The organism is Roseomonas sp. KE0001 (assembly GCF_016107285.1).
Lineage (GTDB): Bacteria > Pseudomonadota > Alphaproteobacteria > Acetobacterales > Acetobacteraceae > Pseudoroseomonas.
Genome location: NZ_RCVQ01000012.1, coordinates 19,004 through 32,268, shown reverse-complemented (window position 1 = coordinate 32,268; position 13,265 = coordinate 19,004). Strand labels below are relative to the sequence as shown.

Below are 13,265 nucleotides of genomic sequence, written 5' to 3'. Positions count from 1 at the left end.
TCAGCCCTTGGTCGCGCCGGCCGTCAGGCCCGCGATGTAGTAGTCCATGAGGAAGGCATAGACGAGCAGGGGCGGCAAGGCGGCCATCAGGGCGCCCGCCATGATCTTGCCCCACTGGAAGGTGTCCGCCCGGATCAGGTCGGAGACGATGCCCACCGTCAGCACCATCTGGTCGGAGCTGACCAGGAAGGCGATCGGATAGATGAAAGCCGCCCAGGACACCGTGAAGGCGAAGATCATCGCCGCCAGGATGCCCGGCAGGGCGACGGGGATGAAGATCTTCCACAGCATCTGCAGGTGGCCGGCACCGTCGATCAGCGCCGCCTCGTCCAGCTCCTTCGGGATCGAGGCGAAGTAGCCGATCATGATCCAGGTGCAGAACGGCACCGTCAGCGTCGGGAAGATCAGCACCATGGCCCAGAGGTTGTTGTAGAGGCCAAGGCCACCGATGATCTGGAACATCGGGATGAAGAGCAGCGTCTCCGGCACCAGGTAGGTGAGGAAGACGCCCGTGGCGAGCGTCGCGCTGCCCCAGAACTTCATCCGCGCCAGGGCGAAGGCCGCCAGCGTCGAGATCACCATGCTGATCAGCACGGTGCTGACCGTGACGATGATCGAGTTCTTGAAATGGATCAGATAGTTCCCCTGGGTCAGCAGTTCCCAGTAGTTCTGCAGCGTCGGCGCGCTGACGATCCAGGGATTGCCCGACAGGTCGGCGATCTCGCCCGAGCTCTTCAGGCTGGTCATCAGCATGTGGAAGGGCGGCGTCATGAAGAAGATGACGAAGACCGCCAGCGCGACATAGGCGCCGATCATCGCCCAGCGGCGCTCACGCTTCAGGCTGCCATGCCTCGTCTCGGCGGGGGTGAAGGAGGCGGCGGTGGTACTGCTCATCTCAGGTCATTTCCTTCGTCCGCTTGTTCACGCCGCGCAGGGTGAGGATGGCGAAGACCGCCAGCAGGGGAAACATGAACAGGCTGACCGTGGCGCCGAGCGGGATGTCGCCCGACTGGATGCCGACCTGGAAGGCATAGGTCGCGAAGACATGCGTGCTGTCCTGCGGCCCGCCATTGGTCAGGATGCGGACGATGTCGAAATTGGCGAAGGTGACGATCAGGCTGAACAGCACGGTGATCGAGATGATGTTGCGCATCATCGGGAAGGTCACGAAGCGCAGCTTCTGCCACCCGGTGGCGCCATCGATCGCCGCCGCCTCGTAGAGCTGATCGGGCACGGACTTCAGCGCCGCCAGATACATGATCATGAAGAAGGGCGAACCGTACCAGACATTGACCAGGATCACCGAGAAGCGCGCCCATCCTGTGGCGCCGAGCCAGGGCACGGGATCGACGCCGATTCCCGCCAGCGCCCAGTTGAAGGCGGAGTAGGAGGGATCGAACAGCCACCACCAGGCCAGCGTCGAGATGGCGGGCGGGATGACCCAGGGCACCAGCAGCATGCCGCGCCACTTGCGCTGGCCCTTGGAGGGCAGGGCGTGCAGCACATGCGCCAGGATGAAGCCGATCAGCGCCTTGAGCAGCACGGCGGAGACGGCGAAGAGCACCGACTGGAACACGACGTTCCAGAAGGTCTCCCGCCCGAACAGGAAGGTGAAGTTCTCCCAGCCGACGAAGCGCGTCATGCGCTTGTTCAGCATGGAGAGATAGATGGCGTAGAGGAAGGGATAGACGACGAGGCCGAGGATCAGCAGGATCAGCGGCAGGGTGAGCAGGAAGGCGACGGTGGAATTGCGCCGCGACAGGCGGCGCATCGCGCTGTTGCGGGGCGGCGCGGTGCTGCCCGGCGCGATGGAGGCGGAAAGCGTGCCCTGGGACATGCCGGATTCCCTCGGTGTCAGGACGATGAGATGCGAGGCGCGCGGGAGGGCCCGCGCGCCCGCCATGGTTCAGGCGGCGGCCCTCAGCCCCGCTTGAAGCCCTCCAGCTCGCGTTCGGCCCAGGCGATGGCGCGGTCCGGCGCCTCATTGTTCTGCACCACGCGGGCGATCATCTTGGCCTGGATGCCCTGGTTGTACATCTGCACCGCGATCTCCGGCGGCGCCGGGTAGCAGGCGATGAACTGCTGCGCGTTGTGCTGTGGCTTGACCGGGTAGTTGAACACCACGCCGGCCGGCGGCCCCTCCGTCTCCCAGGTCTTGAAGTCGGTCATGCTGGTGAAGGGCGGGATGTCGTAGCCGTTGCTGGCGGCCACCATGGTCTCGGCCTGCTCGCGCTGGCTCAGATACTCGATCAGCGCCTTGCCCGCGCCCTTGTTGCGGCTGAAGCTCCAGACCCCCCAGAAATAGGGCAGGTAGGGGGTGTAGCGCCCCTGCGATCCGGCCGGTGCCGGGAAGGTCCAGCAATGCTCGGCCACCTGCGGCGCGTCGCGCTTGGCCACCGACCAGGCGGAGGGCGGGTTGAAGATCAGCGCCGACTTGCCGGAGATCAGCGCCCGGTTGTTGGAGGCATCGTCCCAGGAGAAGACATCGCCCGGCAGGAAGGCGCAGAGCTGCTTGGCGTATTCCAGAACCTTTCGGACATTGTCCGACTTGGCGGTGATGTCGCCCTTGCTGTTCACCAGTTCGGCGCCGAAGGAGCGGAACATGCTGCCGATCCAGTCGGTGGCATCGGTGAACTGCCCGACCGCCAGGCCGAAGGGAACCCCCGCCTTGTGCGTGCCCTCGGCGGCCTTCAGGAACGTGTCCCAGTTCCAGTTGGCGGCCTCGGGGCTTGCCGTCGCGCTGGCCGGATACATGGCCTGGATGTCGATGCCGGCATGCTGCTTCAGCAGGTCGATGCGGCCGAGGGCCGGCTTGTTCTGCGAACCGGAGATGGCGGGGACGGCGCGCCACTTGCCCTCGACCTTGGCCAGATACTCGGTGATCGGGTTCAGCGCGCCGTACTTCTCGGACAGGCGGCCCATGATGTCGTCCATGGGCTCGAGCAGATCGGCCTTGGAGTGCACCTCCCAGGTCGGGAAGGAGAGCACGTCATGGCCCTGCTTCGCCTGGGATTCGGCGGCGATGGTCAGTAGGTTCTTGTTGCCGACCGAGGTGATGAAGTCGAGCTGGATCTCGACCCTGTTCTTCTGCCCCCAGTCCATGACGAGCTTGCGCATGGCGTCGTTGCCAGCTGGCACCCAATGGTCCCAGAGGCCCAGGGCGAGTTTGCCGCCGGAACTCTGTCCATGCACATTGACCAGGGGGAGGGTGCTCGCCGCCGCGCCGAGCGCACTGGCGCGCAGCACCGTGCGGCGGGAAATCCCGTTGCCTTCCATTCGGTAACCTCCTTGAACGGGCGGTGATGTCCGCCACGGGCCTTATGGCCACTCGTTGCAGGCGAGAGGTTACGCATCCCCGCGCACGCATGGCAACGGTTCCCTGGTTGTGGACGCGCCGGGGGCCCACCTCCCGCCCGGCCCCCGCCGGCAGGGGGCGCCCGAGGGGCGTCGGCCGCCGGGGCGTGTCCCCGCGCCATCTGGCGGGCTTGCCGGCGCGGGTGCGGAAGGCGAGGCTACGTTCCTACGCCCCGCACCGAGGTCCTGAGATGAACGCCCTGACGCCGCCCGCCCATGCCGATGTCCTCGCCGCCGCCGCGCGGCTGCGGGGCCGCCTCCTTCGCACGCCGATGCTGCGGCACCCGCTGCTGGACGAGCTGGCCGGCGGGACTGTCCTGGTGAAGCCGGAGCCGCTGCAGCGCACCGGCAGCTTCAAGCTCCGCGGCGCCACGAACGCCATCCTGCGCCTGTCGCCCGAGCAGCGCGCCGCGGGGGTGGTCACGCATTCCTCCGGCAATCACGGCCAGGCGGTGGCCTGCGCGGCGGCGGCCGAGGGTCTCTCGGCCCTGATCGCGATGCCGCGGGACGCGCCCGCCATCAAGGTGGAGAGCACGCGCCGCTGGGGCGCCGAGATCACCTTCTTCGACCGCGCCGGCACCGACCGCAACGCCCTGGCGCTGGAGCTGGCGCGGCGGACCGGCCGCACCCTGGTCCCCCCCTTCGACCACCCCGATGTCATCGCCGGCCAGGGCAGCGTGGCGCTGGAGCTGATCGAGGATGCCCGCGCCGCCGGGCTGACGCTGGATGCGCTGGCCGTCTGCACCGGCGGCGGCGGACTGGTGGCCGGCTGCGCCCTGGCGGCCGAGGGCGCCTCGCCCGGCACGCAGGTCTGGGCGGTGGAGCCGGAGGGCTGGGACGACACCCGGCGCTCCCTGGCCGCCGGCGAACGCCTTTCGGCGGACGGCCAGGGCTCCCTGCTCTGCGATTCGCTGTTGTCCCTGGCGCCGGGCGAGCTGACCTTCGCGGTCAACCGGGCGCGCCTGACGGGCGGCGTGGCGGTGTCGGAGGCGGAGGTGTTCCGCGCCATGCGCTTCGCCTTCGAGGCGCTCAAGGTCGTGGTGGAGCCGGGCGGCGCCGTGGCGCTGGCCGCCGTGCTGGCCGGGCGGATCCCGGCGCGTGGCCGCACGGTCGGCGTGGTGCTGAGCGGGGGCAATGTCGATCCGGCGGTCTTCGCGCGCGCCCTGACGGCGTGAGGCGCGCCGCGTGACCGGTTGGCCGGGCCGGCAGAGGATCAGCACGCTGTCGCTGCTGGCCGGCCTTCTGGGCGGGGGGCTGGCCTATGCCTATGGCCTGCGCTGGCTGCATGCGGCGCTGGCCGGCTGGTGCGTGCTGGTGGCCGTGCATCTGGCCCTGCTGTTCCGCCGCCTCTGGTCGGCCGGGCCCGAGGCGATGCGCCGCCATGCCGAGGTGACGGACGAGCGGCGCACCATGGTGCTGACGCTCTCCCTGTTCGCCGCCGCCACCTCGGTGGCGGGCGTCGGGCTCGACGCGGCGACAAGCGCCGGCGGCGTGCCGGCCTTCGGCATGGTGACGGTGGCGCTTTCCTGGTTCTACGTCCACACCCTCTTCGCGCAGGACTACGCGCGGGAATTCTGGCTCAGCGGCGGCGGCATCCGCTTCCATGGCGGTGAGGACGACCCACCCTTCTCCGAGTTCCTCTACATGTCCTTCAGCATCGGCACGACGAACGGCGTGACGGATGTGGATACGCATTCCGCGGCGATCCGCCGCATCGCCACGCTGCACAGCATCATCGCCTATGTCTTCAACGCCGTGATCGTCGCCGGCACGGTCGGCGTCGTCACCGGCCTGCTCGGCGGGGAATAGGCAACGGGCGCCCGGGGGCGCCCGCCATGCCGTGGCCGGAAGGAGGGGGAGGCGCGATCCCGCGCCCGCCCCGTCGCGGTCAGCCCTCCAGCTTGTCGTCGTGATAGGCGGTGCTCGGCGTCGGGATCGAGCTGGCCTGGGGCGGCGCCTTCAGCCCGTGCAGCGAGGGCGGGATGGCCGGCTCGGTCGCCCAGCCATGGCTGTGCACCAGGCCGTCGTCGAAATCGTCACTGTGCGTCATGGTCGTGCGTCCCTGTCTGGCGTTGTCGGTTACTGGGCCATCGCCGGGGTGGCGTGGCTCGTCTCGTCATGGAACTGCGCCGTCTCGGTGCTGTGCGCCATGGCGGTCGTGCTGGAGGCACCGCCCGAGGCGGCGGTGGCGACGGCGTCGAAGTAGCTGACGCCGACCTCGCGCTGGTGGCGCGTCGCGGTGTAGCCATCGGCCTCGGCGGCGAACTCGGCCTGCTGCAGCTCGGAATAGGCGCCCATGCCGCGCTCCTTGTAGCCCTTGGCGAGCTGGAACATCGAATAGTTCAGGCTGTGGAAGCCGGCGAGGGTGATGAACTGGAACTTGTAGCCCATGGCGCCGATCTCGCGCTGGAACTGCGCCGCGGCGGCATCGCCCATCTTGCGCTTCCAGTTGAAGCTCGGCGAGCAGTTGTAGGCCAGGAGCTTGCCGGGGAACTCCTTGTGAATGGCCTCGGCGAAGGCTCGGGCGTCGTCGAGATCCGGGTCCGATGTCTCCCACCACAGCAGGTCGGCATAGGGGGCGTAGGCCAGGCTGCGGGCGATGGCGTACTCCTTGCCGACGCCCGGCTTGATGCGGAAGAAGCCCTCGGCGGTGCGCTCGCCGCTGATGAAGGGGCGGTCACGCTCGTCGATATCGGCGGTCAGGAGCTGCGCGCTCTCGGCATCGGTGCGGCAGAGCAGGACGGTTGGCACGCCCTCCACATCGGCCGCCAGGCGCGCGGCGTTCAGCGTGCGGATATGCTGGCTGATCGGCACCAGGACCTTGCCGCCGAGATGTCCGCACTTCTTCTCGCTGGCCAGCTGGTCCTCGAAATGCACGCCGGCGGCACCCGCCTCGATCATCGCGCGCATCAGCTCATAGGCATTCAGCGCGCCGCCGAAGCCAGCCTCGGCATCGGCGATGACCGGCGCCATCCAGGTCGTGTCGTCCTCGGCCTTGCCCTGCAGCCGCTCCATGTGCGCGATCTGGTCGGCGCGGCGCAGCGCGTTGTTGATGCGCGTCACCACCTGCGGCACCGAGTTCACCGGATAGAGCGACTGGTCCGGATACATGGTGGAGGCGGTGTTGGCGTCCGCCGCCACCTGCCAGCCGGAGAGGTAGATCGCCTTCAGCCCCGCCTTCACCTGCTGCAGCGCCTGGTTGCCGGTCAGCGCGCCCAGCGTGTTCACATAAGGCTCGCTGTGCAGAAGCTGCCACAGCCGCTTCGCCCCCATCTCGGCCAGCGTGTGCCGGACGCGGAAGGAGCCCGCCAGCCGCTCGACATCGGCCGGGCTGTAGTCGCGGCGGATTCCGGCAAAGCGGTCGCCGCCCGCAGGGCTGCCGGCGGCACTGCCATCCGGTGCGAAAAGGGGGCTCGGGGTCGGACGCATGCTGTCTCTCCTGATCGTCTCTCGGCCGATCGGCCATGCGTCAATAATTCACATTGCGGCCGCGAAGTTCACCCTCCAATCTGCCATATCCCTGGCAACACAGTGGCTGCCTTCACTGTTAAGCCGGTAAATTTGTAAAGGCTGTAAAGATGGCCCGTCCCCTGATCGGGCGCACGCTCCGCCGGCTGCGGCAGGAGCAGAACCTGACCCAGCAGGCGCTGGCGGCACGGCTCGGCATCTCCGCCAGCTACCTGAACCTGATCGAGCACGATCAGCGCGGCGTCACCGCCGCCCTGCTGATCAAGCTGGGGCACACGCTGCAGATCGACCTGGCCGCCCTGTCCGGTGCCGAGGAGCGGCAGCTGGAGGGCGGGCTGCGCGAGGTGCTGGCCGACCCGCTGCTCGGGCTGGAGGAACTGCCGGAGGAGGAGATGCGCATTCTCTCGGGCAGCGCGCCCAATGCCGCCCGCGCCATGCTCGCCCTCTACCGCGCGCTGCGTGTGGCGCGGGAGGACAGCAGCGGCATCGCCCTGCCGAGCGGCCGCCGCATCCTGCTGCCGACCGAGGAGGCGCGTGATTTCTTCAGCGACCATGCCAATTGCTTTCCCGCCCTGGAGGAAATGGCGGAGGCGATCGGCGGCGAGCTCGCCGCCTCGCCCTCCGAGCTAAACCACGCCATCGCCGAGCGGCTGCGGCAGCGGCACGGCGTGCGGGTGCGCGTCGGCCCGCTGGAGGGCAGCCTGCGCCGCTACGATCCCGCCGCGCGGCTGCTCGACCTCTCGGAATCCCTCCCCCGCGAGAGCCGCGGCTTCCAGATGGCCTTCCAGCTCATGCTGCTGGAGGCGCGCGAGGCGGTAGAGGGCATCCTGGGCCCCGCCGCGCCGAGCACGCCGGAGGCGACGGCGCTGATCCGCATCGGCCTGCTGAACTACGCCGCCGGCGCCCTCATCATGCCCTACGCGCCCTTCCTGGAGGCGGCACGGGCGCTGCGCCACGACCTCGACCTGCTCGCCGCCCGCTTCGGCGTCAGCTACGAGCAGGTGGCGCACCGTCTCTCCACCCTGCAGCGCGAGGGCGCGCGGGGCCTGCCCTTCTTCTTCCTGCGCGTCGATCCCGCCGGGAATGTGGACAAGCGCTTCTCGGCGGCGGGCTATCCCTTCGCGCGGTTCGGAGGCTCCTGCCCGCGCTGGGTGGTGCACACCGCCTTCGCCACGCCGGGGAGCCTGCGCGTGCAGATCGCCGAGCTGCCGGACGGCGCCGCCTTCCTCTGCTTCGCCCGGACCGTCACCGGCCCGGCCCTGCGCTGGGGCGAGCCCGCGCCGGTGCAGGTGGTGGCGATGGGCTGCGACCTCGGCCGCGCTGCCGAGGTGGCCTATGCCGACGGGCTGGACCTGGAGAGGGCGCGCACCGGCATCGGCCTGTCCTGCCGCCTCTGCGACCGCGCCGACTGCCGCAGCCGGGCCTTCCCGCCGCTGGAGCACCGGCTGACGCTGGACCCGAACGAGGAGAGCGCGACGCCCTGGCGCTTCGAGAAGTAGCCCGCCGCCGCCACGGCCGGGGCGCAATCCGGCCATGATCCTGTGGTCTGGGCAGGGGGTGATCGAGACCCATCGCCCCGCCGAGCGCCCCGTCGCCGAACGCCCCGTCGCCGAACGCCCCGTCGCCGAACGCCCCGCCGCCGAACGCTCCGGCCCGCGCCGGATCGCCTTCCTCATCCTGTGCCTGGCGCCCGGCGCCGGCCTCCTCTTCCTCATGCTGCGCGGCCTCGGCGCCGGCGGCTGGAGCGGCTGGGAGCTGCTGATCCTGCTGCTCTGGCTGGGCACGCTGCCCTGGACCTGCCTCTGCGCCGGCAATGCCGTGCTCGGCCTGCTGCTGCGCCTGCGCCATGCCGATCCGGCGGCGATCCTGGTGCCGCAATACCGGCGCGACCCGCCGCCGCCGCGCAGCCGGACCGCCATCGCCCTTTGCCTGCGAGACGAGGACACCGCGCAGGTGCTGGCCGGGCTGGTGCCCTTGCTGGAGGGGCTGGAGGCAGCCGGGGCGGGCGGGCATTTCACCCTCTGGCTGCTCTCCGACACGCAGGATGCGGACCGGGTGGTGGCGGAGGAGGCGGCGGTCGCCGCCTTCGCCCGGCTGCGCGAGGGGCGCGCGCCGGCGCTGCGCTACCGCCGGCGCACCGAGAACCGCGGCTTCAAGGCCGGCAATGTCATGGACTTCCTCGACCATCACGGCCAGGGCTTCGAGTTCTTCCTGTGCCTGGACGCGGATTCGGAGATGTCGGCGGAGGCCGTGCTGCGCCTCGTGGCCGCCATGGAGGCCGATCCGAAGCTTGCCATCCTGCAGCAGCTCATCGTCGGCCGGCCGGCCGACAGCGCCTTCGCGCGCCTGTTCCAGTTCGGCATGCGCGCCGGCATGCGAAGCTGGGCCACCGGCCAGGCCTGGTGGCAGCTCGACGAGGGGCCCTATTGGGGCCACAACGCCATCCTGCGCGTCGTGCCGTTCCGGGACCATGCGCGGCTGCAGCCTTTGCCGGACGGCAGCCCGATCCTCAGCCACGACCAGATCGAGGCGGTGCGCCTGCAGGCCGCCGGCTGGAAGGTGCGCTGCCTGCCGGAGGAGGCGGGCAGCCAGGAGGGCAACCCGCCCAGCCTGATCGACTTCCTGCTGCGCGACCGGCGCTGGGGCGCGGGCAACATGCAGTACCGGCGGTTGCTCGGCCTGCCGGAGCTGACGCCGATGGGCCGCTGGCAGCTGCTGCAGGCCATCATGCTCTTCCTCGGCGCGCCGATCTGGCTGCTGTTGCTTTTCGCGGCGGTGATGAACGCGGCGACGGGCGGCGCCGAGGGCACTCCGCCCGCATGGCTGGCCGCCATGCTGCTCGGCAACTGGCTGGCGCTGCATGCGCCGAAGCTGACCGGCTATCTGGAGCTGATGCTGCGGCCCGCCCGCGCGGCGCCCTATGGCGGCCGCCGCGCCGTGCTGCGCGGCGCGGCGGCGGAGATCGCCTTCACCACCGTCCTCGACCCGATCAGCCTGGTGGACAAGGCGCTCAGCCTCGCGCGGATGGCGCTGGGCGCGCAGGGCGGCTGGCTGCCGCAGAACCGCCGGGCCCAGGGGCTGCCCTGGCGCGCGACGGCCCGGATGCTCTGGCCGCATACGCTCGTCGGCCTCGGCACCGCGGCGGGGCTGGTCTCGGCGGGGGGCACCGCCTGGCTGTGGGGCGTGCCGGCCTGGCTGCCGCTGCTGCTCTGCATCCCCTTCGCCGTGCTGACGGCCGATCCGGCGCTGTCGGCGCGGCTGCGGCGGCGTGGGCTCTGCGCCACGCCGGAGGAGGCGGTTCCGGAGCCGGTCACGCCGGGCGCGCCGGCCGTGCCCGCCATGCCCTGAGCGGCGGCGCCCTCCGGTCTGCGTCCCGCGGCCTGTGCGTCAGGAGGATCAACGCACCGTGAAGCGGCTGATCTCGCAGACGTTCACGTCCCGCTTCTCGATCCTGCTGCCATTGGTCATCACCGCCAGGAAGTCGAAGCGGCAGGCGCCGGAGCCGTCGTCGATATCGATCATGATGCTCTCGCCGAGGGACAGCGTGTCACGGCCCAGGATGTCCTCCTCCCAGCTCGAGCACCTGATGTTCGAGGCTGGAACTCGCGCAGCTCGACGCGGCGATCGGCCGCCTGCGCGGCGCCGGACAGGGCCGGGGCGGGCGCGTCTCAGTCGTCGCTCCGGCGGGCCAGCACCTCGCGCTTGCCGACATGGTTGGCGGGGCCGACGATGCCTTCCTTCTCCATCTGCTCGATCAGCTTGGCGGCGCGGTTGTAGCCGATCGAGAGATGCCGCTGGATGAAGGAGGTCGAGGCCTTGCCCTCGCGGGTGACCAGCGCCACCGCCTGGTCGAACAGGCCCTTCTCGCCATCCGAGGCGCCGGCGATGCCGGAGAGGCCGCCCTCGCCGTCCTCCTCCTCCGATTCGGTGACCTCCTCGATATAGGCCGGCTCGCCCTGCTCGCGCAGCCAGTCGACCACGCGCTCCACCTCCTGGTCGGAGACGAAGGGGCCATGGACGCGGCTGACGCGGCCACCGCCGGCCATGTGCAGCATGTCGCCCTGGCCGAGCAGCTGCTCGGCGCCCATCTCGCCCAGGATGGTGCGGCTGTCGATCTTGCTGGTCACCTGGAAGGAGATGCGGGTCGGGAAGTTGGCCTTGATGGTGCCGGTGATGACATCGACCGAGGGGCGCTGCGTCGCCATGATGACATGGATGCCGGCGGCGCGCGCCATCTGCGCCAGGCGCTGCACCGCCGCCTCGATCTCCTTGCCTGCGACCAGCATCAGGTCGGCCATCTCGTCGATGACGACGACGATCATCGGCAGGGCCGCGAGCGCCAGCGGCTGGTCCTCGAAGACCGGGCGGCCGGTCTCGGGGTCGAAGCCCACCTGCACGCGGCGCGTCAGCACCTCGCCGCGCGCCAGCGCCGCCTGGACCTTCTCGTTGTAGCCGCCGATGTTGCGCACGCCGAGTTGCGACATGGCGCGGTAGCGGCGTTCCATCTCGCGCACCGTCCACTTCAGCGCACCGATCGCCTTGGGCGGCTCGGTGACGACGGGGGCGAGAAGATGCGGGATGCGGTCATAGACCGACAGTTCCAGCATCTTCGGGTCGATCATGATGAAGCGGCACTCATCCGGCGTGAAGCGGTAGAGCAGCGACAGGATCATGGTGTTGATGCCGACCGACTTGCCCGAGCCGGTGGTGCCGGCGATCAGCAGGTGCGGCATGCGGGCGAGGTCGGCGATGACCGGCGCGCCGCCGATATCCTTGCCGAGCGCCAGCGGCAGCTTGCCGCCATTGCGGCCCCAGTCCTCGGCGATGATCATCTCGCTGAAGAACACCGTCTCGCGCTTGGCGTTGGGCAGTTCGATGCCGATGACGTTGCGCCCCGGCACGGTGGCGATGCGCACCGCCATGACGCTCATGCTGCGCGCGATGTCATCCGCCAGGCCGATGACGCGAGCCGATTTGGTGCCCGGCGCCGGCTCCAGCTCATAGAGGGTGACGACCGGGCCGGGGCGGATCTCGACGATGCGGCCGCGCACGCCGTAATCCTCCAGCACGCTCTCCAGCAGGCGGGCGTTGTTCTGCAGCGCCTCCTCGGTCGGGCCGGCGGCGCGGCGGGCGGGCGGCGGGGCCAGCAGCTCGAGCGGCGGCAGCTGGAAGGCCGGCTCCTCGCGCGGCGGAGGCGGCGGCGCGCGGCGCGGCTCGGCGCTTTCCGGCGGGCGGGCGGGCGGCGGGGGCTTGCGCACCGGCGGGGGCGGGGCCTGGATCCGGTCGTCATCCTCGTCATCGGCCTCCGCGACGGGGGCGGGGGCGCGATGGACCGGAGCGGGGCGCGGCGGCATCGCCGGCTCGGCCCGCGGGCGGCCGGGGACGCCCCGGGGAGCGCCGGCGGGGGGCGCGAAGGGCTGCGCCGTGCCTTCCGCCGCGGCGATATCGGCGGCCCTGAGCATGGCGGCGAGTTGCGGCGAGGGCGCCTCGCTGCGCTGGGTCAGGCGGCTGACCGCGCTGCCCATGGCGCCGCTGACGGCGCGAAAGGGTGCGGCCAGGCGGCTGCCCAGGCTCGGCTCGCCGGCGGCCGGCGCCTCTTCCTGCCAGGCCCGGGCATAGGGCGGCGGCTCCTCCGGCACGACGATGCTTCGCTTCAGCGCCCGCGCGGTGACGCTGGCGCCGCCGCGCGCCGCGGAGCCCGCCATCCGTCCCGCCTGGCGCCAGGCGAGCAGGGGCACGCCCAGCGCCGCGAAGGACAGCGAGCCGGCCAGGGCGACGATGCCGACCTGCCCGATCACGTGGCCGAAGGGGCCCAGCAGGTCGCCGGCCCATTGCGTGATGCTGCCGGCGAGCAGCGCGCCCACGGCGCCGCCCGGCCCTGGCATGGCCGGGCTGCCGGCGGGCAGTGGCGCCAGGCTGAAGGCGGCGGCCAGCAGGGGCAGCGCCGCCAGCACCGCGGCGACCCGCCCGGCGAAGGGCGACAGGCCGCGATGCGTCGCCAGCCGCCAGGCCCAGCCCAGGCTGACCGCGACCGGCAGCATCCCGGCCCAGCCGAAGCCCTGCAGCAGCAGGTCGGCGGTGACGGCGCCGCCGGTGCCGGCGAGGTTGGTGGGTTCCAGGGTGGTCGCGGTGGAGAGCGAGGGATCGCGCGGATTGTAGCTGACCAGGGCCAGCAGCAGGCCGACGCCGCCCAGGGCCAGCACCAGCCCGGCGAGTTCCGCGCCGCGCCGGCGCAGCGCCGCCATGACCGCGGGCGAGGCGAAGCGGCCCGACTCCTGGCCCAGCCGGCCGGCGGCGGAGCTGGGGGAGGGGTCGCTGTGGCGGTCGGCAAAAGCGCGCGGCATGGGCCTCGGTCGTCTGCTGCTGAGTGAGGAATGCAACCTAGCATGGCAAGAGTTTGGTTTGAAAGGAAAGCGCGGCCGCCGGGAGTGACGGATGCCGCG

At 70.9% G+C, this 13,265-nt stretch carries 11 protein-coding genes; 4 read left to right on the top strand and 7 right to left on the bottom strand.

Annotated features, from left to right (window positions below):
- The 3 genes from D9598_RS18565 to D9598_RS18555 form a co-directional block, all read right to left on the bottom strand.
- Nucleotides 1-894: a carbohydrate ABC transporter permease gene (locus D9598_RS18565; protein ID WP_198368039.1), complete on the bottom strand. Its 894-nt coding sequence runs from the start codon at nt 892-894 to the stop codon at nt 1-3.
- Nucleotide 895: 1 nt separating this feature from the next.
- The gene (locus D9598_RS18560; protein ID WP_198368038.1) at nt 896-1,837 is read right to left on the bottom strand and encodes a carbohydrate ABC transporter permease; all 942 of its coding nucleotides are present in this window, start codon (nt 1,835-1,837) and stop codon (nt 896-898) included.
- A gap of 83 nt (nt 1,838-1,920) precedes the next feature.
- On the bottom strand, nt 1,921-3,276 hold the full coding sequence (locus D9598_RS18555) for an ABC transporter substrate-binding protein (protein ID WP_198368037.1): 1,356 nt from the start codon (nt 3,274-3,276) through the stop codon (nt 1,921-1,923).
- Between the two features lie 269 nt (nt 3,277-3,545).
- On the opposite strand from D9598_RS18555, the gene D9598_RS18550 reads away from it, so the two are divergent.
- A complete protein-coding gene (locus D9598_RS18550) occupies nt 3,546-4,529 on the top strand; it encodes a threonine/serine dehydratase (RefSeq protein ID WP_198368036.1) in 984 nt (327 codons plus the stop codon).
- A gap of 10 nt (nt 4,530-4,539) precedes the next feature.
- Nucleotides 4,540-5,163 (top strand): DUF1345 domain-containing protein, encoded by a 624-nt coding sequence (locus D9598_RS18545; RefSeq protein ID WP_198368035.1) that lies wholly within the window; start codon nt 4,540-4,542, stop codon nt 5,161-5,163.
- A gap of 79 nt (nt 5,164-5,242) precedes the next feature.
- Here D9598_RS18545 and D9598_RS18540 read toward each other — a convergent pair whose 3' ends face one another.
- Together D9598_RS18540 and aceA are read right to left on the bottom strand one after the other, a co-directional pair.
- Nucleotides 5,243-5,404 (bottom strand): hypothetical protein, encoded by a 162-nt coding sequence (locus tag D9598_RS18540; protein WP_198368034.1) that lies wholly within the window; start codon nt 5,402-5,404, stop codon nt 5,243-5,245.
- Between the two features lie 29 nt (nt 5,405-5,433).
- The gene (gene aceA, locus D9598_RS18535; protein ID WP_198368033.1) at nt 5,434-6,783 is read right to left on the bottom strand and encodes an isocitrate lyase; all 1,350 of its coding nucleotides are present in this window, start codon (nt 6,781-6,783) and stop codon (nt 5,434-5,436) included.
- 149 nt (nt 6,784-6,932) lie between these two features.
- Between aceA and D9598_RS18530 the strand changes: the two genes are divergently transcribed.
- Both D9598_RS18530 and mdoH read left to right on the top strand, forming a co-directional pair.
- On the top strand, nt 6,933-8,321 hold the full coding sequence (locus tag D9598_RS18530) for a short-chain fatty acyl-CoA regulator family protein (RefSeq protein WP_198368032.1): 1,389 nt from the start codon (nt 6,933-6,935) through the stop codon (nt 8,319-8,321).
- Between the two features lie 34 nt (nt 8,322-8,355).
- The gene (gene mdoH / locus D9598_RS18525) at nt 8,356-10,170 is read left to right on the top strand and encodes a glucans biosynthesis glucosyltransferase MdoH (protein WP_198368031.1); all 1,815 of its coding nucleotides are present in this window, start codon (nt 8,356-8,358) and stop codon (nt 10,168-10,170) included.
- A gap of 48 nt (nt 10,171-10,218) precedes the next feature.
- Here mdoH and D9598_RS21430 read toward each other — a convergent pair whose 3' ends face one another.
- A complete protein-coding gene (locus D9598_RS21430; protein ID WP_255528798.1) occupies nt 10,219-10,344 on the bottom strand; it encodes a hypothetical protein in 126 nt (41 codons plus the stop codon).
- Nucleotides 10,345-10,490: 146 nt separating this feature from the next.
- Nucleotides 10,491-13,166 (bottom strand): DNA translocase FtsK, encoded by a 2,676-nt coding sequence (locus D9598_RS18520; RefSeq protein ID WP_198368030.1) that lies wholly within the window; start codon nt 13,164-13,166, stop codon nt 10,491-10,493.
- Nucleotides 13,167-13,265: the final 99 nt, after the last annotated feature.

Excerpts from the sequence above, each read along its gene's own strand:
- D9598_RS18565 (WP_198368039.1), bottom strand. The coding sequence starts at position 894 with ATGAGCAGTACCACCGCCGCCTCCTTCACCCCCGCCGAGACGAGGCAT.
- D9598_RS18560 (WP_198368038.1), bottom strand. The coding sequence starts at position 1,837 with ATGTCCCAGGGCACGCTTTCCGCCTCCATCGCGCCGGGCAGCACCGCG.
- D9598_RS18555 (WP_198368037.1), bottom strand. The coding sequence starts at position 3,276 with ATGGAAGGCAACGGGATTTCCCGCCGCACGGTGCTGCGCGCCAGTGCG.
- D9598_RS18550 (WP_198368036.1), top strand. The coding sequence starts at position 3,546 with ATGAACGCCCTGACGCCGCCCGCCCATGCCGATGTCCTCGCCGCCGCC.
- D9598_RS18540 (WP_198368034.1), bottom strand. The coding sequence starts at position 5,404 with ATGACGCACAGTGACGATTTCGACGACGGCCTGGTGCACAGCCATGGC.
- aceA (WP_198368033.1), bottom strand. The coding sequence starts at position 6,783 with ATGCGTCCGACCCCGAGCCCCCTTTTCGCACCGGATGGCAGTGCCGCC.
- D9598_RS18530 (WP_198368032.1), top strand. The coding sequence starts at position 6,933 with ATGGCCCGTCCCCTGATCGGGCGCACGCTCCGCCGGCTGCGGCAGGAG.
- mdoH (WP_198368031.1), top strand. The coding sequence starts at position 8,356 with ATGATCCTGTGGTCTGGGCAGGGGGTGATCGAGACCCATCGCCCCGCC.
- D9598_RS21430 (WP_255528798.1), bottom strand. The coding sequence starts at position 10,344 with ATGATCGATATCGACGACGGCTCCGGCGCCTGCCGCTTCGACTTCCTG.
- D9598_RS18520 (WP_198368030.1), bottom strand. The coding sequence starts at position 13,166 with ATGCCGCGCGCTTTTGCCGACCGCCACAGCGACCCCTCCCCCAGCTCC.